Annotated in this window: 17 protein-coding genes; 6 read left to right on the top strand and 11 right to left on the bottom strand. The window is 68.6% G+C overall.

The annotated features are described in order from the left end of the window. Nucleotides 1–163: 163 nt before the first annotated feature. From DPV79_RS00385 to DPV79_RS00375, 3 genes are read left to right on the top strand one after another with little or no spacing between them, the layout of a single operon-like run. A complete protein-coding gene (locus DPV79_RS00385) occupies nucleotides 164–1,363 on the top strand; it encodes an efflux RND transporter periplasmic adaptor subunit (RefSeq protein WP_113044461.1) in 1,200 nt (399 codons plus the stop codon). Beyond that, nucleotides 1,360–4,551: an efflux RND transporter permease subunit gene (locus DPV79_RS00380; protein ID WP_060064273.1), complete on the top strand. Its 3,192-nt coding sequence runs from the start codon at nucleotides 1,360–1,362 to the stop codon at nucleotides 4,549–4,551. Before DPV79_RS00385 ends, DPV79_RS00380 begins: the two co-directional genes overlap by 4 nt. Next, on the top strand, nucleotides 4,548–5,942 hold the full coding sequence (locus tag DPV79_RS00375) for an efflux transporter outer membrane subunit (protein ID WP_113044460.1): 1,395 nt from the start codon (nucleotides 4,548–4,550) through the stop codon (nucleotides 5,940–5,942). The genes DPV79_RS00380 and DPV79_RS00375 overlap by 4 nt, the downstream gene beginning before the upstream one ends. A 122-nt stretch (nucleotides 5,943–6,064) precedes the next feature. Here DPV79_RS00375 and DPV79_RS00370 read toward each other — a convergent pair whose 3' ends face one another. Both DPV79_RS00370 and DPV79_RS00365 read right to left on the bottom strand, forming a co-directional pair. Continuing rightward, nucleotides 6,065–6,793, bottom strand: coding sequence for a LysR substrate-binding domain-containing protein (locus tag DPV79_RS00370; protein WP_420483955.1), 729 nt, complete (start codon nucleotides 6,791–6,793; stop codon nucleotides 6,065–6,067). A gap of 103 nt (nucleotides 6,794–6,896) precedes the next feature. Then, on the bottom strand, nucleotides 6,897–7,559 hold the full coding sequence (locus tag DPV79_RS00365; protein WP_113044703.1) for an ankyrin repeat domain-containing protein: 663 nt from the start codon (nucleotides 7,557–7,559) through the stop codon (nucleotides 6,897–6,899). A gap of 244 nt (nucleotides 7,560–7,803) precedes the next feature. Here DPV79_RS00365 and DPV79_RS00360 point away from each other — a divergent pair, with 244 nt between their 5' ends. Beyond that, nucleotides 7,804–8,175, top strand: coding sequence for a cupin domain-containing protein (locus DPV79_RS00360; RefSeq protein WP_021163834.1), 372 nt, complete (start codon nucleotides 7,804–7,806; stop codon nucleotides 8,173–8,175). Between the two features lie 174 nt (nucleotides 8,176–8,349). Here DPV79_RS00360 and ampC read toward each other — a convergent pair whose 3' ends face one another. The 3 genes from ampC to DPV79_RS00340 all read right to left on the bottom strand — a co-directional run bounded on the left by ampC (nucleotide 8,350) and on the right by DPV79_RS00340 (nucleotide 11,195). Beyond that, the gene (gene ampC / locus DPV79_RS00350) at nucleotides 8,350–9,519 is read right to left on the bottom strand and encodes a class C beta-lactamase (protein WP_060221523.1); all 1,170 of its coding nucleotides are present in this window, start codon (nucleotides 9,517–9,519) and stop codon (nucleotides 8,350–8,352) included. Nucleotides 9,520–9,841: 322 nt separating this feature from the next. Beyond that, nucleotides 9,842–10,654, bottom strand: a complete 813-nt coding sequence (locus DPV79_RS00345) for an alpha/beta fold hydrolase (RefSeq protein ID WP_113044459.1) — start codon at nucleotides 10,652–10,654, stop codon at nucleotides 9,842–9,844. Nucleotides 10,655–10,724: 70 nt separating this feature from the next. Next, entirely contained in the window at nucleotides 10,725–11,195 is a 471-nt protein-coding gene (locus DPV79_RS00340) for a hypothetical protein (protein ID WP_113044458.1), read from the bottom strand. 403 nt (nucleotides 11,196–11,598) lie between these two features. On the opposite strand from DPV79_RS00340, the gene DPV79_RS43600 reads away from it, so the two are divergent. Together DPV79_RS43600 and DPV79_RS00330 are read left to right on the top strand one after the other, a co-directional pair. Further along, nucleotides 11,599–11,733, top strand: coding sequence for a hypothetical protein (locus tag DPV79_RS43600; RefSeq protein ID WP_006767081.1), 135 nt, complete (start codon nucleotides 11,599–11,601; stop codon nucleotides 11,731–11,733). Nucleotides 11,734–11,836: 103 nt separating this feature from the next. Then, complete coding sequence (locus DPV79_RS00330; protein WP_244321683.1) at nucleotides 11,837–12,613, top strand: class I SAM-dependent methyltransferase; 777 nt, start codon at nucleotides 11,837–11,839, stop codon at nucleotides 12,611–12,613. Between the two features lie 105 nt (nucleotides 12,614–12,718). On the opposite strand, the gene DPV79_RS00325 is transcribed toward DPV79_RS00330, so the two are convergent. The 6 genes from DPV79_RS00325 to DPV79_RS00300 form a co-directional block, all read right to left on the bottom strand. Next, nucleotides 12,719–15,598: a glycoside hydrolase family 2 protein gene (locus DPV79_RS00325; protein WP_113044456.1), complete on the bottom strand. Its 2,880-nt coding sequence runs from the start codon at nucleotides 15,596–15,598 to the stop codon at nucleotides 12,719–12,721. A 74-nt stretch (nucleotides 15,599–15,672) separates the two neighbouring features. Continuing rightward, complete coding sequence (locus tag DPV79_RS00320; protein WP_113044455.1) at nucleotides 15,673–18,357, bottom strand: GH92 family glycosyl hydrolase; 2,685 nt, start codon at nucleotides 18,355–18,357, stop codon at nucleotides 15,673–15,675. Between the two features lie 447 nt (nucleotides 18,358–18,804). After that, nucleotides 18,805–19,992, bottom strand: a complete 1,188-nt coding sequence (locus DPV79_RS00315; RefSeq protein WP_113044454.1) for a beta-propeller fold lactonase family protein — start codon at nucleotides 19,990–19,992, stop codon at nucleotides 18,805–18,807. A 127-nt stretch (nucleotides 19,993–20,119) separates the two neighbouring features. Then, nucleotides 20,120–21,622, bottom strand: coding sequence for a M81 family metallopeptidase (locus tag DPV79_RS00310; protein WP_113044453.1), 1,503 nt, complete (start codon nucleotides 21,620–21,622; stop codon nucleotides 20,120–20,122). Nucleotides 21,623–21,827: 205 nt separating this feature from the next. Beyond that, on the bottom strand, nucleotides 21,828–23,252 hold the full coding sequence (locus DPV79_RS00305) for an aldehyde dehydrogenase family protein (protein WP_113044452.1): 1,425 nt from the start codon (nucleotides 23,250–23,252) through the stop codon (nucleotides 21,828–21,830). 36 nt (nucleotides 23,253–23,288) lie between these two features. Then, a complete protein-coding gene (locus DPV79_RS00300; protein WP_021160133.1) occupies nucleotides 23,289–24,686 on the bottom strand; it encodes an aspartate aminotransferase family protein in 1,398 nt (465 codons plus the stop codon). Between the last annotated feature and the right edge of the window lie 39 nt (nucleotides 24,687–24,725).

Below are 24,725 nucleotides of genomic sequence, written 5' to 3'. Positions count from 1 at the left end.
GCTGCCCCGCCGAACCGGCTCGCACGTCGTCACCGCACGCAGCGATTCGTGACTGCGCAGTACAAGTTCTTATGCCGCTTCATCCGTTTATCCGCCGCGCGCCGCGCCGGATACTGCGCACCATCCGGCGCCAGGCGCCCCACTCGATATTTCGCACACACGTATGAATCGATATCCAGGATTGCAGCGCATCGCGCGACCGGCCGTGCTGGCCGCCATTCCACTGGCCGCGCTCGTCGCGTTGTCCGGCTGCCGGTCGGACGACAAGGCGCCGGCCGCGACGCCGAACGTGATCGTCAGCGCGCCCGTCGCGCGCGACGTCAACGACGTCGACGTCTATACGGGCCGCTTCGAAGCGGTCGACACCGTCGACGTGCGCCCGCGCGTGAGCGGTTATCTCGACAAGGTCGCGTTCCAGGACGGCGCGACCGTCCGCAAGGGCGACCTGCTGTTCGTCATCGACCCGCGCCCGTATCAAGCGGCCGTCAGGGCCGCGCAAGGCACGCTCGAACGCGCGCAGTCGCAACTGAAGCTGAGCCGGCAGGATTTCGAACGCGCCAGCATCCTGATCAGGACCGACACGATCGCGCAGAGCCTCTACGACCAGCGCAGGCAGGCCGTGCAAAGTGCGCAGGCCGAGGTGACGAGCGCGCAAGGTGCGCTCGAACGCGCGCGGCTCGACCTGTCGTTCACGCGCATCGTCGCGCCGATGTCCGGCCGTATCAGCCGCAAGCGCGTCAGCGAGGGCAACCTCGTGAAAGGCGGCGACAGCGACGCGACGGTGCTGACGACGATCGTGTCGCAGGACCCGATCGACATCTACTTCGATGTCGACGAGGCAAGCTACCTGCGCTATACGCGCGAGGCGCAAAAAAGCGGCGGCAGCGCGTCGTCGCGGCAGGTCGCGATCGCGCTGCCGGGCGATGCGCAGCCGTCGCTGACGGGCACGATGGATTTCGTCGACAACCGCCTCGACGATTCGACCGGCACGCTGCGGCAACGCGCGCGCGTCGCGAATCCGGACCGGCGCCTGAGCCCCGGCCAGTTCGGCCGCGTTTATCTGTCGAGCCGCGTCGCGCATCACGCGCTGCTCGTGCCGGATGCGGCCGTCGCGACCGATGCGACGCGCCGCGTGCTGTATTTCGTCGACGCGAACGGCACCGTCGCGATCCGCCCGGTGACGCCCGGCCGCCTGTACGGCAACCTGCGCGAAATCGATGCGGGGCTGAACGCGGGCGACCGCGTGATCGTCGACGGCTTCCAGCGCGTGCAGGCCGGCGACAAGGTCAAGGCCGTGCCGCGCGCGATCGAAGCCGCCACGTTGGCCCGCGCGGCGAGCGGCACGACCGGGAGCGCGCAATGAACCTCGGCCGTCTGTCCGTCCAGCAACCGGTGCTCGCGATCGTCCTGTCCATCGTGCTGACCATCGCCGGTGCGCTGGCCTATTTCTCGCTCGCGGTGTCCGAGTATCCGGACATCGCGCCGCCGACCGTCGTGATCCAGGCGACCTATCCGGGCGCGTCCGCGGAAACGGTGTCGCAAACGGTGTCGACGCCGATCGAACTCGAAGTGAACGGCGTGGAAGACATGCTGTACATGTACAGCCAGGCGACGTCCGACGGCAGCCTGAACATCACCGTGACGTTCAAGCCCGGCACCGACGTCGACAAGGCGCAGGTGCTCGTGCAGAACCGCGTCGCGCTCGCGACGCCGCGCCTGCCGGAGCCCGTGCAGCGCAGCGGCGTGTCGGTGCGCAAGTCTTCGCCGACGCAGCTCGGCACGATCTTCCTGTACTCGCCGGACCAGCGCTACGATCCGCTGTACGTGTCGAACTACGCGATCCGCAACGTCGCGGACGTGCTGAAGCGAATCGAGGGCGTCGGCGACATCAACCCGCTCGGCGCACGCGAATACTCGATGCGCATCTGGCTCGATCCCGAGCGCGTGGCGTCGTTCGGCCTGAGCCCCGGCGACCTGATCGCCGCGGTGCGGGCGCAGAACACGCAGCTCGCGGGCGGCGTGGTCGCGCAGGCGCCGATCACGAACCAGGCGTTCCAGCCGAACCTGATCTTCGAAGGGCGGCTCAAGCGCCCCGAGGATTTCAGCGACATCGTCGTCAAGCAGGGCAAGGACGGGCGGCTCGTGCGGCTGAAGGATGTCGCGCGCGTCGAGGTCGGCGCACTCGCGTATGCGACCGACAGCTACATGCTGCGCCACCCGACGATCGCGTTGCAGGTGCTGCAGCAGCCCGGCGCGAACGCGGTCGCGACGATGGATGCGGTCGAGAAGAAGATGGCCGAACTGGCCAGGGACTTCCCGAAGGGCATCGTCTACAACATCGGCTACAACCCGACCGCCTTCATCGGCGACAGCATCCACGAACTCGTCAAGACCATCTACGAAGCCGTCGTGCTCGTCGTGTTCGTCGTGCTGCTGTTCCTGCAGGGCTGGCGGCCGTCGATCATCCCGATCCTGTCGATTCCGGTGTCGCTCGTCGGCACGTTCGCGGCGATGGCCGCGCTCGGCTACTCGATCAACAACCTGACGCTGTTCGGCCTCGTGCTCGCGGTGGGGATCGTCGTCGACAACGCGATCGTCGTGGTCGAGAACGTCGAGCGGCACCTGTCGGCCGGTGCCGGGCCGCGCGACGCGACGCTGCTGACGATGAAGGAGGTGGGCGGCGCGCTGTTCGCGATCACGCTCGTGCTGTGCGCGGTGTTCGTGCCGACCTCGTTCATTCCGGGCATCTCGGGCCAGTTCTTCCGCCAGTTCGGCGTGACGATCGCCGTGTCGACCGCGATCTCGTTCTTCACGTCGGTGACGCTCGCGCCCGCACTCTCCGCGATGATGCTGAAAGCGCACACCGGCGATCATGATGTACCCGCACCGGCGTCGCGCATGGCCGCGCCGTTCGCGCCGGCGATGCGCGTCGCGCGGCGCTTCTCGAACGCGTTCAACCGCGTGTTCCAGCGCCTGTCCGATGCGTATGGCCGGCTCGTCAGGAAGGTCGTGCGGATCATCCCGGCGATGGGCGTGCTGTACGTGGTACTGATCGCCGCGACCGGCTACCTGCTCGTGTCGAGCCCGAAGGGCTTCATTCCCGCGCAGGACCGCGGCTACCTCGTCGTGCTCGTGCGGATGCCCGACGGCGCGACGCTCGAACGCACGAGCGCGGTCGCGCGCAAGATCGAGGACATCGCGCTGTCGGTGCCCGGTGTCGCACGCGTGCCGGTGTTCTCCGGCGTGAACGCGGCGACCGGCACGAACTCGGCGAACAGCGCCGGCCTGTTCCCGGTGTTCGAGCCCTGGCCCGAACGCAAGGCGCGCGGCCTGACGATCGACACGATTGCCGCCGAGATGCGCAAGCGGCTCGCAGCCGTCACCGAGGCGTCGATCGTCGTCGCGATGCCGCCGCCGGTGCAGGGCCTCGGCAGCACGGGCGGTTTCGCGATGCGGCTCGAAGACCGCAACGGCCTCGGCACCGCCGCGCTCGCGAAGGCGACGCAGGATCTGGTGGCGGCCGCGAACCGCACGCCCGGCATGGTCGGCGTCTATACGCCCTACTCCGCGACGAGCCCGCAGGTGCATGTCGAGCTCGACCGCGAGAAGGCCGAGATGCTCGGCGTGCCGAGCCAGGCCATCAACGACGCGGTCGAGACGTATTTCGGCTCGACCTACATCAACGACTTCAACATCGTCGGGCGCACCTATCGCGTGACCGCGCAGGCCGACCTGCCGTTCCGCGTCGGCGCTTCCGATCTCGCGCGGCTGAAGGTGCGCAACCGCGACGGCGAGATGGTGCCGATCGGCAGCGTCACACGCATCGACGACACGCTCGGCGTCGATCGCGCGCCGCGCTACAACCTGTATCCGGCCACCGAGATCAACGGCGATACGGCACCGGGCCTCGGTTCCGGCTTCGCGATCAAGACGATGGAATCGCTCGCGAAACAGGTGCTGCCGCCCGGCATTTCGTTCGAATGGACCGATCTGTCGTATCAGCAGACCACGGCCGGCAACACGGGGCTGCTCGTGTTCCCGCTGTGCGTGCTGCTCGTCTACCTGGTACTCGCCGCGCAGTACGGCAGCTGGAGCCTGCCCGTGTCGATCCTGCTGATCGTGCCGATGTGCCTGCTCGCCGCATCGCTCGGCGTGCGCGCGCTCGGCCAGGACGTGAACATCCTCACGCAGATCGGCTTCATCGTGCTGGTCGGGCTGGCCGCGAAGAACGCGATCCTGATCGTCGAGGTCGCGCGGCAGCTGGAGGCCGACGGCACCGAACTCGTCGAGGCCGTCGTCGAAGCCTGCGTGCAGCGGCTGCGCCCGATCGTGATGACGTCGCTCGCGTTCATCCTCGGCGTGCTGCCGCTCGTGATCTCCGAAGGCGCCGGCGCGGAAATGCGTCAGGCGGTCGGCGCGGCCGTGTTCTTCGGGATGATCGGCGTGACGTTCTTCGGGCTGCTGTTTACGCCCGTGTTCTATGTGATGGTTCGCCGGCTCGCGTTGCGCAAGGCCGCTGTCGCGACCGTCGCGACGGAGGTGGTGCAATGAAGTTCGTTCGACTCGTGGCCGCGCTGTCCGCGGCGGCCGTCCTGACCGCGTGCACGAGCGCGCCGGTCGCCACCGTCACGCCGCCGCCGCTGGCCGCGACCTATGCGAACGCGGATCTCGCGGCCGGCGGCCCGGCCGCCGATACCGGCGCGTGGTGGCACGCTTTCCACGACCCGATCCTCGACTGGCTGGTCGACACGGCGCTCGCGAACAACCTCGACCTGCAGGCTGCCGTCGCACGCATCGACGCGGCGCGCGCGGTGCGGATCGGCGCGGCGTCGCAGTGGTTCCCTTCGGTCGACCTGAACGCGGGCGCCGGCCGCCAGCGGCTCTCCGCCTCGCAGGCATTCCCGACCGATACGCCGACGACCGGCAACGCGTTCGACCTGAATGCGAGCCTCGCGTGGGAAATCGACATCTTCGGGCGCATCCGCCAGGGCGTGTCGGCCGCCGACGCGGATATCGCGTCCGCGCAGAACGATGCGGCGGCCGTGCGGATCGCGACGATCGACGAAACCGTGCGCACCTACGTGACGGTGCGCGGGCTCGAGCAGCGGCTCGCGCTGGTCGAGGCCAACGCGTCGAGCCAGCGCAGCACCGAGGAATCGACGCGGCGCCTGTTCGACGCGGGCGTCGTGCCGGTGGCCGACGTGGACCGCGCCGCCGCGCAGACGGAAACGACGCTGGCCGAGCTGCCCGCGCTGCAACTTCAGCGGCAGGCCGCGATCCACCGGCTGTCGATCATCACCGCATCCACGCCGCAGGCCATCTACGCGCGCGTCGATCCGCCCGCGCCGGAACCGGTGTGGACAGCCGCCGCGCCGGGCGTCGGCACGCCGGCCGACTTGCTGCGCCGCCGGCCCGACGTGCGCGCGGCCGAGGCGCGCGTCGTCGCCGCCTATGCGCGGATCGGCGTGGCGGAGGCCGACCTGAAGCCGCACCTGCAACTGATCGGCGTGATCGGTGCGGCGATCGACGGCTTCTCGGGCGCGACGCTCGCGCGTTCGCTCGCATGGATGGCCGGCGCCGGCGCGAGCGCGCCGCTGTTCGACGGCGGGCGCCGGCGCAGCGTCGTCGCGTTGCGCCGCGCGCAGGCCGCACAGGCGGTCGCCGCGTATCGCTCGACGGTGCTGACGGCCGTCGGCGACGTCGAGACGTCGATTGCCGCCACCGCCCGCGATCACAGCCGGACCGAGCGCCTCGAACGCGCGGTGTCGAACGCACGCGGCGCCTATACGCAGATCAACCGGTCGTGGCGCAGCGGCGAATCGGCGTTCATCGATACGCTGGAGGTGCAGCGTTCGCTGCTCGCGGCCGAGGATTCGCTCGCGCAGGCGCGCACCGAGGAAATGCTCGGCCGGGTCAGGCTGATGACTGCGCTGGGGCAGTAGGCGCGCGGTTCAGGTGCGACCGCTGCCGCGCATCGGTCGATACGCAAAGGGCGGCGGGGTCGAGTCACATCGAACCCGCCGCCCTTTTGCATGTTGCTTGGCCAGCTGCGTGCGGCACCGGCTCAGTCGATGTCGCCGCCTTCCTTCAACTGCGCGCTCAAGTAGTCGAGAAAACTGACGATGCGCGACGACAACGTCGCATTGCGATAGAACACCGCGTGAATCGGCTGGCGGAATTCGACGGTATCGTCGACGAGCAGCTCGACGAGGCTGCCGTCGCGACGATGCGTGCCCGTCATGTAGTCGGCCAGGCACACGATGCCGGCGCCACTGAGCGCGAGCGTCAGCAGCGTCTCGCCGCTCGACGCCTGCAGCGCCGGATGAATCCGGTACACGCCGCCGTCGGCGGTATGCAACGGCCAGTGGTTCAGCGTTTCCGGCTGCACGAAGCCGAGCAGCGCATGGTTCGCGAGATCGGCGACGCTCGTCGGCACGCCGGCTTTCTCCAGATAGGCCGGGCTCGCCAGGATGCGCAGCCGGCTGCTGCCGAGCCGGCGCGCGTGCAGCGTCGAATCGCGCAGCTCGCCGATCCGGATCGCCACGTCGGTGCGCTGTTCGAGCAGGTCGATGATCTCGTCGCTCGTATGGAGTTCGGCCGTGATCGCCGGATAGGCTTCGCGGAAGCCGGGCATCATCGGCGCGATCACGTGCTGCATGAACGGCATCGCCGCGTTGATCCGCAAGCGCCCGGACGGCGTCTCGCGCTGGCTGACGATCTGTTCCTCGGCAAACTCGACCGACGCGATGATGTCGCGCGCGTAGTCGAGAAAAAGCTTGCCCTCGTCGGTCAATTCGAGGCGGCGCGTCGTGCGTCGCAGTATCGGCGGCCGGCGTTGCGCGAGGAAGGGCGGCGTCGCGAAAACAGTTTTGAGCGCAACGGGATGATCGGCCGCGTCAGACGAACCCCTCGTCGACCAGCGTGCAGCCGTCCGCGGTGATTTCGTGCCGCTGGCCCGAGCCGCCGGCCACACGGCTCCAGCTCTCGGACACGAGCATCGCCGCATCGCCGTCCGTATGCAGCGCATAGCCGAATCCGCCATACATGCCCGGCACCGCGAACCACATGAGTTCGGCCTGTGCGTCGAGTTCGAGTAGCGGCTCGAGTTCGGGCAGGCGCAGCGCGTCGACGCGCAAATGTGCGATGCGGCCGAGCATCATCGCGTGGAAATGGCGCTGGATGGCGAACAGCGTGGCGCCGGGCACGAAGCGTCGCGGCTGCGGCGCCAGCAGGTCGACCAGATGCCGATGCCCGCGCCGCCCGGCGATGTCGACCGGGCGCTCGCCGTGGGCATCGCGCAGCATGCGCCACGCACCGAGCCGCAACAGTTCGGCGACGACCGCCTTCGGTGCGCCGCCGCAGGCGGCCTGATGCAGCGGCGCACGAAGCGACGTGCCGCCGAGCCGGGTCGCGTTGACGAGCGCACGCTCCTTCGCGACGAGCGCGAGCATCGTCGCCCAGTCGCCGTTCCTGGCCGCGTCGGCCAGCGCGTGCCGGGTCGCGACCTGCGCGTCGCCGAGCACGTCGGCGCCCGTGATGCCGTCCCATGTGATGCTCAACCGGATCTCCTCGTGTGTCGCGTTCGCGTGATCGCGTCGATCGCCCATCATAAGCGTTCGTCGCGGCTACGCGATCGCGCGGCGCTGCTTCGGGTCACGATTTCCCGGCGCCCGATCAGGCCACTGCCCGCACCGGCCCGTCGATCTGCGATGATGTCGGACGCGAGGCCACGCATCGCGCTCGCCTCGCACGGGCGCGCCGCACGCGCACCCGATCCATCCACCCCGACGAAGCATGCCCATCATGATCGACGTTTCCTCCATCACCGACGCGTTCGCCCCGGGCGGCGAGCCGACGCAGTACCGCGTATCGCCCGAGAAACTGATTTCCGGCGATCCGCTGCACACGCTCACACCCGGCTTCGCGAGTCCGTGCGGCCGTTTCTCGACCGGCATCTGGGAAAGCACGCCCGGCTGCTGGCACGTCGCATACACCGAAGCGGAATACTGCGAGATCCTCGAAGGCACGTCGGTGATCACCGACCTCGAAGGCAACCGGAAGACCCTGCGTGCCGGCCATCGTTTCGTGATTCCGCCGGGTTTCCGCGGCACGTGGGAAGTCGTCGAACGCACGCGGAAGATCTTCGTCGCGTACGACGAGCAGCCGCCCGAATGAGTGGCGAGCGGGCGCGATCGATGCAGCATTGCACGACAGGTCGACGATCCGCCAGCCGCGCTGCATCGCCGCCGTGCGCAATCGTTCGTCCGGATTCGTCGCGACCGCATCGGTCGCCTTCCCGACAGCTCGGCACGCCGGCCGTGCGGCACGACCGGCGTGCCGGCGAATACGTTACCGCCGACCGTCGAGCGCCCCGAGAATCCCGTACGCGGCCTTCACGCGGTCTTCGTTCGGAAAGCTGCGGTTCGCGAGCATCACGATCGCGATCCGCTTCGACGGGACGAACGCGACATAGGTGCTGAAGCCGTTGGTCGAGCCCGTCTTGTTGATCCACGTATTCGCACTCGGCGCGAGCGGCGGCTTGATCGCGGAGGCCGGCAACCCGTCGCGCAGCATCTTCATCGAGTTGCCTTCGAGCAGCGTCGGCAGCGCGACCGGATACGGATACTGTTCCCAGATCAGGTCCTGCGTCAGCGGCCCCGCGCGGAAATAGCCGGTGTGGGTGCGTTCGAGCGCGCGCTGCAGGCGCGGCGCGGTTTCGATCAGCCCCATGTTCGCCTGCACGAAGCGCAGCAGGTCGGCCGCCGTGGTCCGCACGCCGTAGGCCGGCTGCCACAGCATGCCGCCCGTCATCCGGATCGGCTTGCCGTCCTGCGTATAACCCTGTGCGTAGTCGGCCTGACGTGCTTCCGGCACGTTGATGTACGTGTGCGTCATGCCGAGCGCGGGAAAGAGCCGCTGCTCCATCAGCACCGCGAAATCCTTGTGCATCGCCTTCGCGGTGAGCCACCCGAGCATGCCGACCGACACGTTCGAATACGTCCGGTACGTACCCGGCGCATGCGCGGGCCGCCACGCGTCGAGATAGCGGATCAGCCCCGCGTCGTCGCGGATGCTGTCCGGCACCTGCACCGGCATGCCGCCGGACGTGTGCGTACCGAGATCGAGCAGCGTCACGACACCGAACGGCTTGCCCTGCAGGGCGGGCAGGTACTTGCCGACCGGGTCGGCCAGCGACAGTTCGCCGCCCTCCTGCGCGTCGGCCGCGAGCGTCGCGGTCAGCGTCTTGCTGACCGAGCCGATTTCGAACAGCGTGTCGCCGGTGACGGGCTTGCCGGTTTGCGTCGACATCACGCCGTAGTCGAACACGTAGGGCTTGCCGTCGGCGACGATGCCGACCGCCATGCCGGGAATCGCGTACTGCTTCATCAGCGGCGCGATGTGACGGGTCACGGTGTCGTGGAGCTCGTCCGGAGTGACGGCGGCCGCGCGGCCGGCCGTGGCGGTGACGCACGCGGCGACGAGCAGGGTCGCGGCGAAGCGTGTCGCGTTGAATCGCATGGTTGCGGTTCCTTCGATTTCTGATGGTTGCGTGGACAACAGATCCGGTCGCGCCATGCGGAAATCGCAGCGGCCGGCCTGCCGAAGCAGGACTATCCGCTGTAAGCCGTCCGTCAACAATCGACGTTATGTTGATCGAGCCTAAAGAAAAACTTATGGGCTTGGCGAAGGGGTGGATGACCGCTGCCGCCGGCGCGGCGGGCTCGATGGTTTGCGGGGAACGTCGGGCAGCACCGTCGCGTGCACTGCCGCGAACGCGACACGTCGGTGACGTTGCCGTACCAGCGAGTCACGGTGCCGACAACACGACGGCTCCAGCGCGTCACCCCGGCAACCGGTCCAGAAACGCCAGCATCGCCGCGTTGAACCGCGCGGGCCGCTGCAGCGGTGCGAAATGGCTCACGCCGGGCAGGATCGTCAGCGTCGCGCCCGGGATCGTGCGCGCCAGGTACGCCGCATGCTCGGGCCGGATGAATTCGTCGTGCTCGCCCAGCACGATCGTGACCGGCACGGCGATCGCCGCGAGATCCTCCGCGCTGTAATCCGGTTGCGTGCGCATCATTTCGCTGACGGCCGCGACGAATGCGTCGAACTCGCCCGGTGTCGCGGAAAGCGCCGCATAGTCCTTGCGATGCCGCGCGAAGCAGCGATCGAGCAGCGGGCCCGGCACGATCTCCTTCGTGCCGCCCGGGTCCATGTTGCATGCGAAGAAGAACACGCCGGCCGCGCGTGCCGGCGCGCGATCGGCCAGCACGAGCGCGATGCACGCGCCGTCGCTCCAGCCGACGAAACGCGCACGGTCGACGTGCAGCGCATCGAGCACCGCGAGCACGTCCGACGCCATGCGTTCGTAGGAATAGGGTTGCGCGTCGCGCGTGCTGCGGCCGTGGCCGCGGCTGTCGATCACGATCGCGCGGTAGCCGGCCGCGAGCAGCGCCGGCACCTGGTTGCCCCAGTTGCCGCCGTGGCCGAGGCCGCCGTGCAGCAGCACGACCGGCGGCCCGTGGCCGAACGACGCGTGCCAGATGCGCGCGCCGTCGTGTTCGAGCCATCCTTGCGCGTCGGCCGCCGGCAGCGGCGTGCCGCCTTGCGTGTCGAAGCGGACGAGGTCGTCGTCGTCGAGTTCCGCATGCATCGTTCTGCCGTCCTGTCGAGGGAAACGCGCTTGCGATTGTAATGCGTGCGGCCGACGCAGCCGCATCCGCTCAGGCCTGCGTCGACACCAGCCCGCCCGCCGACGAGCCGCCCGTCTTCTCGACGGCCGCCGCGAGTTGCGAGATCGCGGTCGCCAGCGCCCCCGCGATCGCGCCGGCTTCCGCGCTCAGCGACTGCTGTTCGACCGCCGCGGCCGGGTCGTCCTTCGCGCGCTGCGCCGCGCTCGCCATCTGGCGCTCGATCGTGGCCAGCTGCTTCTGCAACCGGTCGATCAACGCTTTCAGCTGCGCGACCGCCGGGTCGTCGGACGACGCGCCCGATGCACCGAGCGTTTCGCCGGTGGCACCGGTCGAACCCTGCGCGCCGGAAGTGCCTGCCGTACCCGTCGTACCCGTCGCGCCCGCGGCATTCGTCGCGCCATCGGTGGATGACGTCGCGGCGGGCGCGGCCGACGAAGCGTTCGCGCCCTGGCTGGCGTCCGCCAGCGAGGTGCGCGTGGTCGTGGAGAAATCGATCTGCATCGTGTCGGTCCCTGTATCGGTAAGCGAATCGTGGCTGGGGGAGAAATTACCTTCCAACTCGTTTACGGCATTCGTCACACGAAACTTGAGTAGCGGGGCCCGACAGATTTGGCTGAAGATCGCCGGTTTTAGTCGCGAAAGGGCCAGATTCGCGGCGCCGCAGCGCTGATAAAATCGCGGCTTCGCCGGCGAAAGTCGCGCGCTCGCGCCCCGGGGCGCGAGCGCGCAACGCCGCCGGTTATCGACTCCCGCCCGTCCGGGCGCGGCACGCGACACGTGCCGACGCCGCGGTCGCGGCTGCGCGGGTCGCTTTTTCCGTTCGCCTGCGTGCCCCGCTCGCCGCTTCAAGCGGCGAACGCCGTCCGGCGCACGCTCACTTCATCACGCATTCGAGGAACACACGATGGCCCGCATCGGCGCCTTCTGCATCACGACGTGGCTTGCCGCCGCGATTCTCTACTTCGGCCAGCACTCCGTCGCGATGATCGTGTTGAGCGGTGTCGTCGTGTTCGGCGGATTCGACCTGCTGCGTCCGTAAGCGCGCAGGGCCGCGCCCGGTCGGGATGGCCGGCGCGACTGTGATAGCCTCTCCCGCACCGTCTGTCACGCGCACGCCGCGCCGGCAACCAGGAGAACGGAATTTGAATCATGGTTCGAACCGCCACCCGGCCGCCCTCGCCTGCAAGGTGTGCTCGGCCCGCGCCCCCATCTGCGGGCTGGTCGATTTCTCGCGCTGCGGCGCCGACTTCATTGCCGGGAAGAAAGTCGACCCGTATGTGGGCGTGCCGGTCTACTACCATGCTTGCGAGCAATGCGGCTTCACGTGGGCGCCCATGTTCGACAGCTGGACCCACGACGATTTCGCGCAGCATGTCTATAACGCCGACTATGCGCGCCACGATCCCGAGTATCTCGAGATCCGTCCGCAGCAGCATGCCGACCTGATCTGCACCAGTTTTGCGGAAATGCGGGAAGGCCGGATTCTCGATTTCGGCTCGGGGCTGGGCTTGCTGGAACGGAAACTGGCTTCGCGCGGCTTCACGGACGTGACGTCGTACGATCCGTTCTCGCACCCGGTTCCGCCCGAAGGCACGTTCGACACGATCCTGTCGTTCGAGGTGTTCGAGCATCATCCGGCGCCGTTCGACCTCTTCGACCAGATCATGCGTTACCGGAAACGCGACGGCGCGCTGCTGTTCCAGACGTCGCTGATCAGCCGGGAGATCATCGAGCGCGGCATCGAGCAGTGGTGGTACTGCGTGCCGCGCAACGGGCACATCTCGTTTCACACGCCGCAGTCCCTGACGCTGCTTGCCCAACGCCACGGGCTCGAATACGGCGCGTTCAGCCCCGAGTTGCACGTCGTCTTCGATCGCGCGGCGACACCGCGCTGGCTCGACAGGTTTCTCAAGCCGTAACGGCTCGCCGGCGATCGGGCATGCGACGAACGCCGCGTGCCTTCACGCGGCGCTTGAACGGCTCGCCGCCGCTTGCACGGCATCGCGCCCACGCCCACGCCGCCCTCAGCATGCCCCGAACGTCGGCACCGCCGGATCGACTGCCAGCGCGCGCTCGTTGAACACGACCGGCACGCCGCCGAGCCCGAGCCTGCAGTTCGGGCGGTCGAGCCGCCACCCGTCGACGCGCAGCGCGGCGCGCGACACCGGCGCACCGCTCGCATGCGGCAAATCGATCGTGATCCGCCGCTTCGCGCCCGGCATCAGGTTCAGGTAGTTGTCGCTGTAGAACGCGGGCAGCACGCGGGCACCGGTCGACGGATCGAATACCTGCAAGTGCGTCATCAACGCGAACGTCGTGCCGATGTTCGCGACGTCGACCGTGATGCGCGTCGTCGTGTCGTCGGTCTCGGCCGATGCCGCGCCGATGGCAACCGCCGCGCCCGGCATCGTATCGAGCGACGTGTACGCGGTGTCGCCTCCGTCGCGCTGTCGCCAGTACACGTTCTCCGCGAGCGTATTGCCGCCCGCATCGGTCAGCACGAGCGACACGATGCACACGTCCGACTTCGCCGCGGCCATCGCCGCCTTCAGGTTCGCCACCACGCGATACGACGCCTTCGTGACGCCGCCGACGTCCGCGACAGTCCGGCTGCTCGACGTGCCGTCGAGGTTGTACACGCGCATCTCGACGCGGCCGGTGACGGCAGTCGCCGTGTGATTCGCGATCGTCACGTCGGCGGTATTCGCATCGAGGATCGCATTGACGCGACGGCACCCATGCCGCACCGCGAAGAACGACGCATGCGCGTCGAGGTCGTGGCTGTACATCTGCCACACGAAGCTCGGTTGCGCGGGGTTCGTCATCCACATGATCACGCCGGTGGCCGGCGACGTGATCTTCCCGGCCACCGGGCCGATCATCACGGCCGCGTTCGCCTCGTAGATCGAGCGGATGCATTCGTAGTTCATCATCTGCGCCTTGCGCACGAAGTCCGCGAGATTGCGGATCGCGCCGTAGCGCTGCGCCGTCATCGCGATGTAGCCGGCGCCGCCCTGCTTGCCGACCGACGGGTAATACGCGCCGTTGCCGTTCATGTCGCGGTCGGCCCAGAAGTCGTCCGGGCATTCGTACGAGCCGGGCGGCAGCATCGATTCGACGCATTCGAGCGTCGGGATCGAATGCGAGCCGACCTCGTTGTGAAACGCGATCGACGTCGTGCCGTAGCCGCGGCTGAATGCCGCCTGCGGCGAGGCCCAGTTGTACGGGCCGCCGGACGAATAGCCGTTCACCGCGCCGGCGCCCGTATCGCCGGCCGAACTCGTGAGGCACAGGCGTTGCGGGTCGAGTTCGGCGACGAGTGCGTCGAGCCCCTTGACGAGTGCCGGCGGCGGCGCACCTTCGTTGCCGCCGCACCAGAGCAGGATCGACGGGCGATGACGGTTGCGCGCGATCACGTCGCGGATGTTGTCGAGATCGCGCGGCACGTTGGCCGGCCCCGACCCGTCGCCTTCGGTCGAGAAGAAGAAGTCCTGCCAGACGAGGATCCCGTAGCGGTCGCATGCATCGAAGAAATCGTCGCTCGTGCTCTGCCCGTTCCAGTTGCGGATCAGGTTGAGGTTCGCGTCGCGATGGAGCCGCACCTGGTTGAACAACCGTTCGCGCGGAATGCGCTTCAGCGCTTCGTCGAGCCCCCAGTTGCCGCCCATCACGAGGATCGGCAGGCCGTTGACCGTAATGCTCAACTGCGGCCCCATGCCGATGTCGCGCACGTATTCGATGCGGCGCAGGCCGACCTTCAGCGTGCGCTCGTCCGAGCGCCTGCGCGCCACCTCGATGCCGACCGTCACCGCGTAGAGGTTCGGTTCGCCGTACCCGTTCGGCCACCACAGGCTCGGCTGCCTGATCGACAGCGCCGCGATATCCGACGACGTGAGCGACACCTTCGTCGTCGTACCCGATGCGGGAATCGCGATGTCGTGGCGAAACGGCGCGCCGTTGCCGACGGTGCCGACGACGGTCGCGACGAGATCCGCGCCGGAGCCGTTGTCCAGTTCGAGATCGAGCCGCAACTCGGCGCGCGACAGGTCGGTGGACAGCGTGTGCGCGACGTTGAGCGCCGCGATCCGCACCGCGCCGGTCGTGAACCATGCCACTGGCTGCCAGATGCCGAGTTCGCGATCGGGGATCGTCGGCAGCCAGTCCCAGCCCGCCGAGCAGAAGAAGGTCGGCCCGTTCTTCAACGTGACGCCGGTCGGGCCGCCGTTGCGCCCGCCGCGCGTGACGCCGCTCGCGTAGCTCGGCAGCAGCGGCCCTTCCGAGAAATCCGGCTTGACGACGCGCACCGCGAGACCGGCCGCGCCGCCCGCTTGCGGCACCAGCCTCGAGATGTCGAACGCCCCCTGCTTGAACGCACCTTCGAGCCGGCCGACGGGCGCGCCGTTCAACCAGACCTCGGCGCAGTAGTTGACGCCGCCGAAGCGCAGCCACAGCCGCTGCCCCGGTTGCCGTGCGGGCGCCGTGAAGGTCGTCCGGTACCAGTAGTCGGTGTCCTTCAGCGTGTCGGGAATGGTGTCCGTGACGATGCGGCCGTAGAACGGGTCGGGATACTTGCCGTTGACGATCATGCTGTTCAGCACGGTGCCGGGCACCGTTGCCGGCGCCATCCCCGTGACGCCGGCCGCGCCCGACAGTTGCGCGCCGCCGGCGCCCGGCAGGCTGCTCGCCGGGGCGAACGTCCAGTTCTTCGTGAGATCCTGCGCGGCCAGCAGGCTGTGTTCGGGGTCGCCCGGCGCGACGGGCGTGACCGTCGCGGGGCCGTCGGTGCCGGGCGTGCCGGACGCACCGGCGGGCGCATCCATGTCGCCACCGCAGCCGGCGAGCCAGCCCGTGCCGACCAGTGCGGCGCCATACGACAGGAATTTCCGGCGTTCTTTCGACGTCATGTGGTTGTCTCCCGGATGATGCCGCCATCGTCGCGGGCACGCGCGGTGCGAAACCGTGCGCGCGCCGGTCACGTTCACTGCGGGCCGGCCCGGTGCATGCGCATCACCGTCGACGGACTGCCGGCCGTCATCTGCGTATAGTCCGCGTTCGGCCCGGACGGCGGCGTCAGGTTGTCGGCGGCCGCCCATTGCGTCGGCGCCGCCGACAGCGTGTAGCTCATCGTGCCGCCATTGGCGATCTTGCCCAGCGGCAGCCATGAGCCCGCGTAGTCCGCGCCGTTCACCTTCAGCGACTGGATATACGCAAACGACGGGTGCCCCGCACCGTCCATCGTCACCTGCTTGTCGCTTTCGAGCCGCAGCGTCTTGCCGTTGCCGAACCAGACGGTGATCCCGCTGAACTGCGGCGTGGACAGCGCGAGCCCCGCTTCCGACGGAATCACCGGGAACATGCCGAGTGCCGCCCACACGTACCAGCTCGACGTCGCCCCCATGTCGTCGTTGCCCGGCAACCCGTCGCGCGCGGTCGTGAACGCCTTCGACATGATGATCGGCAGGATGTACTGCGCACCGCTCGGCTGCCCGGCCCAGTTGTAGCCCCACGGCGACTGGAACGACGGTTCGTTGCCGATGTACAGGCCGGTGGACGATTCGCCGCCGTTCAGGTCGCCGGAGGCCGGCACGGTCGAGAACGGCGTCGTGACCGCAAACAGCGTGTTCAGCCGCGCGACGGCCGCCTGCTTGCCGCCGATCGCATCGATCAGCGCGCTCCAGTCCTGCGCGAAGGTCCAGAAGTAGTTCGGCTCGGTCGATTCATGGAACGAACCCTGCACGAGCGTCCCCAGCGTGCCCGGCGCCGAGCCGGCCGGCGGCGCATTGCGCGCGGCGATCACCTTGTTCGTGTAGTCGAAGATGTTGCGCCACCACCCGGCCCGCGTGTACAGCGTGCCGATGTTGTCGGGCGTCACGCCGACCGACGGCGCGTTCAGCACGCTGGCGGGCAATGCCTGCAAAAACGCGGCCGCGGAACGATCGCTCAGCACGCGCTCGATGGTGGCCGAAGACGAGTGACCGTCGTCGCCCTGCGACAGGTAGTGGGCCGCCAGGAAGTTGGCGAGCCCCGCGGCGCTCGTGCGGTCGTTGCATGCGCTCGACGGATCGAACACCGACTGCTTCGTCAGCCGCGCGGCCGACACAAGATCGAAATCGGTCGCGCCGAACTTGTACGCGCCGGCGATCACGTTCAGCGCGTTGTCGCCGGCCATCGGCGTCGAATCGTCGCTGCCGTCGACCCAGTGCGGGAACGCGCCGCACTGAAGCCCGTCGACCACGAGCGACTGCATCATGTCGCTCGTTTCCTTTGGCGCGAGCAGCGCCAGCAACTGCGTCTGCGACCGGTACGTATCCCACAGCGAGAAGCCCGTGTAGTGGTTGCCCGCGCCGCCCTGCGATCCGTCCGTGCGCCGGAATGCGTAGTCGCCGACCTTTGCCGTCGCGCGCTGCGGAACGGTGCCGGTCTGGTCGACCGACGCCGGATAGCCGCCGCTCGCGTTCTTCGGCTGGCGCATGCTGCGGAATTCGCCGTTCGTGTCGCTGTAGAGCGTCGGCGTGCCGAACACGCGATAGAGCGCGGTGTAGAACTTCGTCAGGTTCGCCTTCTGCGTCTCGTTCAGCGATGCGGGCGCGGCGGCCTGGTCGATCTGGATCGTGTTGAGCCGGTCGTTCCACAAGCCGGACGCGTTGTTGCGCGCGTCGTCGAACGCGAGCTTTTCGCCTTCGGCTTTCAGGTTGGCCTGCGCATTCTGGATGCTGACGGACGAGACCCCGACCTTCACGGTGACGGTGCGGTCGGTGTCGGTCAGGTCGAATTGCAACGTCGCCGCGCCGTTGCTGACGGTATTCACCGCCGACGTGCCCGCCTGCTTGCGCAGCGGCTTGTCGAAGGTCGCGTAGAAATACACGGGCGCGTTCCACACCGTGCCGTACGGCGTGCAGAACGCCGGCGCGACGGCCTGCCCGCTCATCGACCTGCCGTCGCTCGCGAGCGCCAGCGCGACGTTGCTGGCGGTGACCTTCGTGCTGCCCGAATCGCTGTTGCCGTTCAGCTTCGCGTCGATCGAGAAGAAACCCTTGTCCTTGTCCGTGTACGTGAAACGCGCGATGCCGGAACGCGCCGTCGCGCTCAGCTCCGTGACGATGCCGTTCGCGAGGCGGACCTTGTAGTACCCGGGTTCGGCCGTTTCATCCGCATAGCTGTACCCGATTCCGGTCGGCCGGCCGCCCGACGCGATCGCCTTCGCCGCATCGGACGGCAGCATCGCGACCGCGCCCTGCCCCGGGCACCCGACACCGCTCAGGTGGGTCACGCTGAAGAAGTCGATCGTGCCGCCCGCCCCGCCCGTCGACAGGTAGCCGCCCGAGCCGTTGAAGTCGTAGCGCGGCGTGTTGGGCCCGAAATTCACCATCCCGAACGGCACCATCGCGCCCGGGCTCACGTTGCCCGCGTAACCCGAGTCCGAGTTGACCTGCGTGCCAATGAGCGGGTTGACGAACCGGGTCAGCTGCATGTTGGTGCGCCTGGGCGGCGCCGGTTGATCGGGCTGCGACGGCCCGGAGGGGTCCGAGGACGGCGGCACGGCCGACGGCGTGTCTCCCGCGCCGTTGCCGGCCGTCTGAACGCTGTTCACGTCGTCGCCGCCGCACGCGGCAAGCGCCGCGCAAGTCAGCGCGGCGACGAGCAAGAGTCGTGGATGTCTCATTTTTTCGTTTAGTACCGTTAATCAAAACGATTGTTCCGGCGCCGCGATCATCCGGCACGCCACGCGGCTTGCGGCCCTGCGCGGCATATCGATGCCGCGCGGCGTGACGCAGCCTGGCCCTCCAGGCGACGTCACGCTGACTCGTTACATGCGAATACCCCGCGACGATCGTTGCTGACGCAACCGTCGCCTCACCGCCCTGTCTCCGGGAACGTCACATCCTTCCCAGGGGCTTACAGTGCCGTAACGACTGTTTATTCACCACGAGAAGTTTCCCGAATTTTCAGTTTGTTTAACTAAACAATCGGGCGTTAATCAGATTTGGATACGCATCCCCGCCATTTGTTGCGTTGCAACGGCGGCGCACCGGGAGGTGCATTGACAGGCGCCCGGCGAACCCGGGCGCCGCATGAACGTGAAGAACTGGACGAACGGAAGCCGTGCGCGTCAGCGCGGCAACGTCCGCAGCGACGACGGCCCGCCCGTCAGCGCGATCCGCTTGCCCGTATCGCGCAGCTTGCCGCCTTCCACCGCATAGAACGCCAGTTGCCGCTCGACGTTGAACTGCACGATCACGTGCCGGCTGTCCGCCGTGAACACGATGCCTTGCGCGGCTTCGCCGCCGGGCACCTCGCTCACCTTCACGGCCTGCCCGTTACGGATTTCGAACAGCAGCACCTTGCCGATCTTGTGGCGTCCCGGATTGTCGGCCGTCAGGTTCGAACCGTCCATCGCCTGCACGGCGATCCACTTCCCGTCCGGCGAAATCGCGACGCCTTCCGGCAGCGACGGCACCGTCAGGTACTGGACCGTGCGGAACGGCACGCGCGACACGTCGATCAGCGCGACCGAATCGGCATCGCCCGCGAGCGTGCCCGTATAACCCGGCAGCCCGGCCAGCCCCACGTTGCTGACGACGGCCCAGCGGTTGTCGCTCGACACGTCGATCGTGTAAGGCGCGACGCCCGTGCTCAGGCGCGACCCGCTGTCGGTCACCTTGCCGTCGTCGACGTTCAGCACCGCGATGCCCTGCTCGTCGCGCAGCGACACGAGCGCATGCTTGCCGTCGTGCGTGAAGCTGATCCCGGCCAGCCGCTTCTTGCCGATCTTCAGGCTGCCGTCGAGCGTCACCTGCATGCCGTCGATGCGAAGGATCGACACGCTGCCGTCGACGTTCGCGACGAGCGCGAGCTTGCCCGAGCGGTCGATCGCGATCCCTTGCGGATGCGTGCCGAGCGCGATGCGCGTGACCGACGGCGGCGCGGCGTCGAGATTCACGACCTGCAGGAACGTGTCGAACACGAGCTGCTTCGCGGCCGTGTCGTAGCGCGTCGGCGCACCGACAAGCGCGAGCTTCGCGTCGGGCGTGATCGCGACGGCCTGCGGCGGCCCCTGGATGCCGTTCTCGACGTCGACCTGCCGCGCGACCTTCGGCGGGAACGTGCTGGCGTCGAGCAGCGTCAGCGTGTCGGCGGGCGGCGACGCGAGATAGGTGTCGCGGCCCTCGACGCGCTGGTACTTGCCGTCGTTGCCGGACACGATCCAGTCGGCGGCGTGCGCGGCAATGGCCGTCGTGGCGAGTGTCAGCGCGGCGAGCAGGCGCGCGCTGCGCGGGCGGAAAGGATTCGAATGCATGGCGGTCGGTTCTCCGGATCGGTTGCGGATGCAATGGTTGGCTCGACCCTGCTGCTCGACGGGTCGAAACCACCGCATGATGCCCGAAAGCCGCCGAATCCGGCGTCCCGCACCCGGTTCGTTTCGGTCAACCCGTCCGTCGCGCGCCGGACGGCCACTCGCCGGCGTCATCGAGCGGATACACCGGCCGCGCCAGCCGCTCGTAGTGAAACAGCCCGTAGTCCGAGCTCGTCACGCCGCGGCTGTCGCACTCGACCAGCGCGGCCGCGATCGGCACGAACACCGGCCGGCAATACATCCGCGATTTCAGCAGCAGGAAGCGTGCGCGGCGCGGATCGACGCCGACGCTCTCGAACACGCCGAGGTCCCACGGTTCCTGCGTACGCTCGGTGATGACGAGCGTGGCCGCGCCGATATCGAGCACGGCCGTGCGGCCCATGTACGCGCGCTGGCCCGTGTAAGTCGGCCCCGTGATCACGTATTCGCCGTCGGTGAGCGCACGCACGATGCCGGTCGCGCGAAACGGCTCGCGCCGCACGCCGCCGTGCGACGGCAGGCGGTTGCCGACCGACACCGTCACGGTCGCGCCGACTCCCGCGTCGATCAGCGCCGCGACGGCCTGCGGGTCGCACAGCGGTCCGCTGACGATGCCGTCGAGCCCGTGCGCGAGCGCGGCCTCGAGCAGGTCCATCGTGTCGCACGGGCCGCCCGACATGCAGTTGTCGCCGTGATCGAGCATCAGCACGGGGCGATCCGCGTCGCGCGCGAACGCCGCCGCCTGCGCGACCGATTCGGCGAGCGGCGCGCTGCGATAGACGAATTCGTCGCGCGCGTCCCAGATCTGCCGCGCGATGCGCTCGGCCGCCGCGTCGGCCGCGGCGCGGTCGCCGTCGGCCACCACCACGACGCTGATGCACGGTGCCGGAATGTCCGCAAGCGAGAAGCCGGGCAGCACGGATACCGCCAGCATCCCGTCGGCCTCGGCCGCGCGCGCGGCCTCCACCGCGCGCTTCATCGCGCCTTCGGCGCTCGCGCTGCGCAACGTCGACGTCATCAGCGGCGGCTGCCGCCATGCGAGCACGGGCCGCGCGCGACCGTGAAGCCGGTCGAATAGCAACCGTGCCGCATGCTCGCCCGTCTCGTACATGTCGACGTGCGGATAGGTCTTGAAACTGACGATCACGTCCGCGTGATCGATCATCTTCTGCGTGACGTTCGCGTGCAGGTCGAGCGCGACCGCGATCGGCGCATCGGGCAGCGCCGCGCGCACGCGTTCGAGCAGGTCGCCCTCGCCGTCCGCGCTCTGCTCGGCGACCATCGCGCCGTGCAGGTCGAGCATCACGGCATCGCAACCCGGCGCGGCCGCGACGATCGCATCGCAGATCGCCGCATACGCGTCGGCCGCGACCGGCCCGCTCGGGTTCGCGGCCGCCGATACGGGCGTGACGATCCCGGCGCCTTCACGCTCGGCCGCGTCGAGGAACGCAGACATCGCGGTGCGCATCCCGCGATTCGCGCGATACGCATCGTCGCCCCAGTCGGGGCCGTTGCGGCCGAACGCGGTGAGCGGCGTCGGCACCGGCGAGAACGTGTTCGTCTCGTGGTTCATCCGGGCGATCAGGATCTTCATCGTGTACTGCCCTCCACGTTCGCGGCCGTATCGCGTCGGCCCGCTGCCGTCTCCTTCACCCGCATCGTCGAACTCCCCTCAATCGATGAAACGATGAAACGACGCGGCACGCGCAGCGTGCCGTCGCCGGAATCGCAGCGCCGCCCGCCGGCTCGCTCGTCGCTTGTCGCTTGTCGTCGCGAATCGGGGCAGGGGCGCGCGTCGCTCAAGCGTACCCCGTCGTGCCCTTCGTCTCCAGATATTCGACGAGGCCAAACTCCGCATACTCGCGGCCGTTGCCCGAGCGCTTGTAGCCGCCGAACGGCGCGGCCGGGTTCCACGCCGGATAGTTGATGTGCACGTTGCCGACCCGCAACCGTGCCGCGACCCGGCGCGCGCGCTCGAGGTCCTTCGTCTGCACGTATGCCGCAAGCCCGTAGACCGAATCGTTCGCGAGCGCGATCGCCTCGTCCTCGGTGCGGTAGGTCAGGATCGACAGCACCGGCCCGAAGATCTCCTCGCGCGCGATCGTCATGCCGGGCGTGACGTTGGAGAACACCGTCGGCTTCACGTAGAAACCGTCGCCGAGCCCGTCGGGCCGACCGGGGCCACCGGCGACGAGCGTCGCGCCTTCGTCGATCCCGCACTGGATCAGCTGCTGGATGCGGTCGAACTGCGTGCGGCTGACGACCGGCCCGATGCCCGTTTCCGTCGAACGCGGATCGCCGACGACGGTGCGCGCCGCCTCGTTGCGCGCCGCGGCCTCGGCTGCGGCAAGGTGGTCGACATGCACGAACATCCGCGTCGGCGCGTTGCACGACTGCCCGCTGTTGCTGAAGCAACTGCGCGCACCGCGCGTGACCGCATCCTCGATGTCGGCATCGGGCAGGATCAGGTTCGGGCTCTTGCTGCCGAGTTCCTGGTGCACGCGCTTCACGGTATCGGCGGCCGCCTTCGCGACCTCGACACCCGCGCGCGTCGAACCGGTGAACGACACCATGTCGACGTCCGGATGCCGCGACAGCGCGTCGCCCACTTCGTGCCCGTAGCCGTGCACGAGGTTGAACACGCCCGGCGGCACGCCGGCTTCGTGCAGGATCTCCGCGAACAGGATCGCGCTGAACGGCGCGATCTCGCTCGGCTTGAGCACCATCGTGCAGCCGGCCGCGAGCGCCGGCGCGACCTTGCACACGATCTGGTTGATCGGCCAGTTCCATGGTGTGATCAGCGCGCACACGCCGATCGGCTCGTGCGATACCAGCAACGAATCGGTCTGCGTGCTGAAGCGGAACGACTGCAGCGCGCGAATCGTCTGCTCGAGGTGCGCGGTGCCGACCGCCGCCTGCATCGCACGCGCGAATGCGATCGGTGCGCCCATCTCCTGGTTGATCGTCCGCGCGACCTCCTCGTAGCGGCGCTGGTAGATCTCGAGCACGCGCCGCAGCAGCGCGACGCGCTCGCCCACCGGCCAGCGCGAATACGTGTCGAAGGCCTGCCGGGCCGCGCCCACCGCGCGGTCGACGTCGGCCGCGCCGCCGATCCTGAGCTGCGCATACGGCCGCGCCGTGCTCGGGTCGATCACGTCGATCGCCTTCGCATCGGCCGGGTCGAGCCACTGGCCGTCGATATAGGACTGTTGTGAGGTTCGCATCGAATGCTCCTGTGGTGACGGATGCCGGTGTCGCGCTCAGCGCGTCGCGCGCGCGAAGGTGTCGACGAGGATGTCGCGGATCTGCGCGACGAACCACACGATTTCGTCGCGCGACATCACGAGCGGCGGCGAGAACTGCACGATCGGCGTGCCTTCGTGATCGACGCCCGCGCGGCACAGCAGCCCCGCGTCGAAGATCGCGGGCGCGAGCAGCGTCGACACGAACGCCTGCGCGCTGATGCCGGCCGCCCAGCGGCGCGCGGCCTTGTCGGTCACGAGTTCGAGCGAATAGTGGTAACCGTCGCCGCGCACGTCGCCGACGCACGGCAGTTCGAGCAGGCCGTCGAGGGTCTGGCGGAACACCGCTTCGTTGCGTCGGACGTTCTCGAGCACGCCCTCGCGCTCCATGATCGCGAGGTTCGCGAGCGCGGCCGTGCACGCGACCGGATGGCCGCCGTATGTCGCGCCGTGCAGGAACATCTGCTGCGGGCCGTCGAGGATCGTTTCCACGACCGCGTCGCTCGCGATCACGCCGCCGAGCGGCACGTAGCCCGACGCGATGCCTTTCGCGAACGTGATGACGTCCGGCTTCAGCCCGTAGCGCGCGGAGCCGAAATATTCGCCGAGCCGGCCGAACCCGCAGATCACTTCGTCGGCGACGAGCAGCACGCCGTGCCGGTCGCAGATGTCGCGCAGCCCGGCCGTGTAGCCGGCCGGCGGCGTCAGGCTGCCGCCCGCGTTCTGCAGCGGCTCGACGACGATCGCGGCGACGGTATCCGGGCCTTCCTGCACGATCAGCGACTCGATCTCGTCGAGCAGATGGCGCGTGAACTCCGCTTCCGTCTCGCCCGCCGGGCGGCCGTAGCGCTTCGTGTTGCCGACATGCCGCACGCCCGACATCAGCGGCTCGAAATGCTTGCGGAAGTTCGTCATCCCGTTCAGCGCGAGCGCGCCGAACGACGTGCCGTGATACGCGACGCGCCGCGCGATGAACTTGCGCCGCTGCGGCTCGCCGCGCGACTGGTGATACTGGCGCACCAGCTTGATCGCCGCTTCGTTCGACTCCGAGCCGCTCGACGTGAAGAACACGCGGTTCAGCCCGTCCGGCGCGAGCGTCGCGAGCTTGTGCGCGAGCGTGATCGCCGGCTCGTGGCCGACACCCCAGTTGGTGGCGAACGGCAGCCGCACCATCTGCTCGCGGATCGCGTCGCCGATTTCCGCGCCGTGGCTGTAGCCGACCTGCACGCAGTACAGCCCGGCCAGCGCATCGAAGTAGCGCTTGCCGTGGCGGTCGACGAGCCAGCAGCCTTCGCCGCGGTCGAACACGGTCAGCGCGTGGTCGCGATACGCATCGGCGTGCGTGAAATGCATCAGCAGGTGGCGCTTGCCGAGCGCCTGCAGGTCCGCATCGAGATTGACGTCAACAGCGTTCATGGTTCACTCCTCCTTCAGGGTTTCAGGTCCGGCGCGGCG

Source organism: Burkholderia reimsis, from assembly GCF_003294055.1.
GTDB classification, from domain to species: domain Bacteria; phylum Pseudomonadota; class Gammaproteobacteria; order Burkholderiales; family Burkholderiaceae; genus Burkholderia; species Burkholderia cepacia.
Note: the sequence above shows the minus strand (reverse complement) of the source record. Positions and strands in the feature narration are given on the sequence as shown.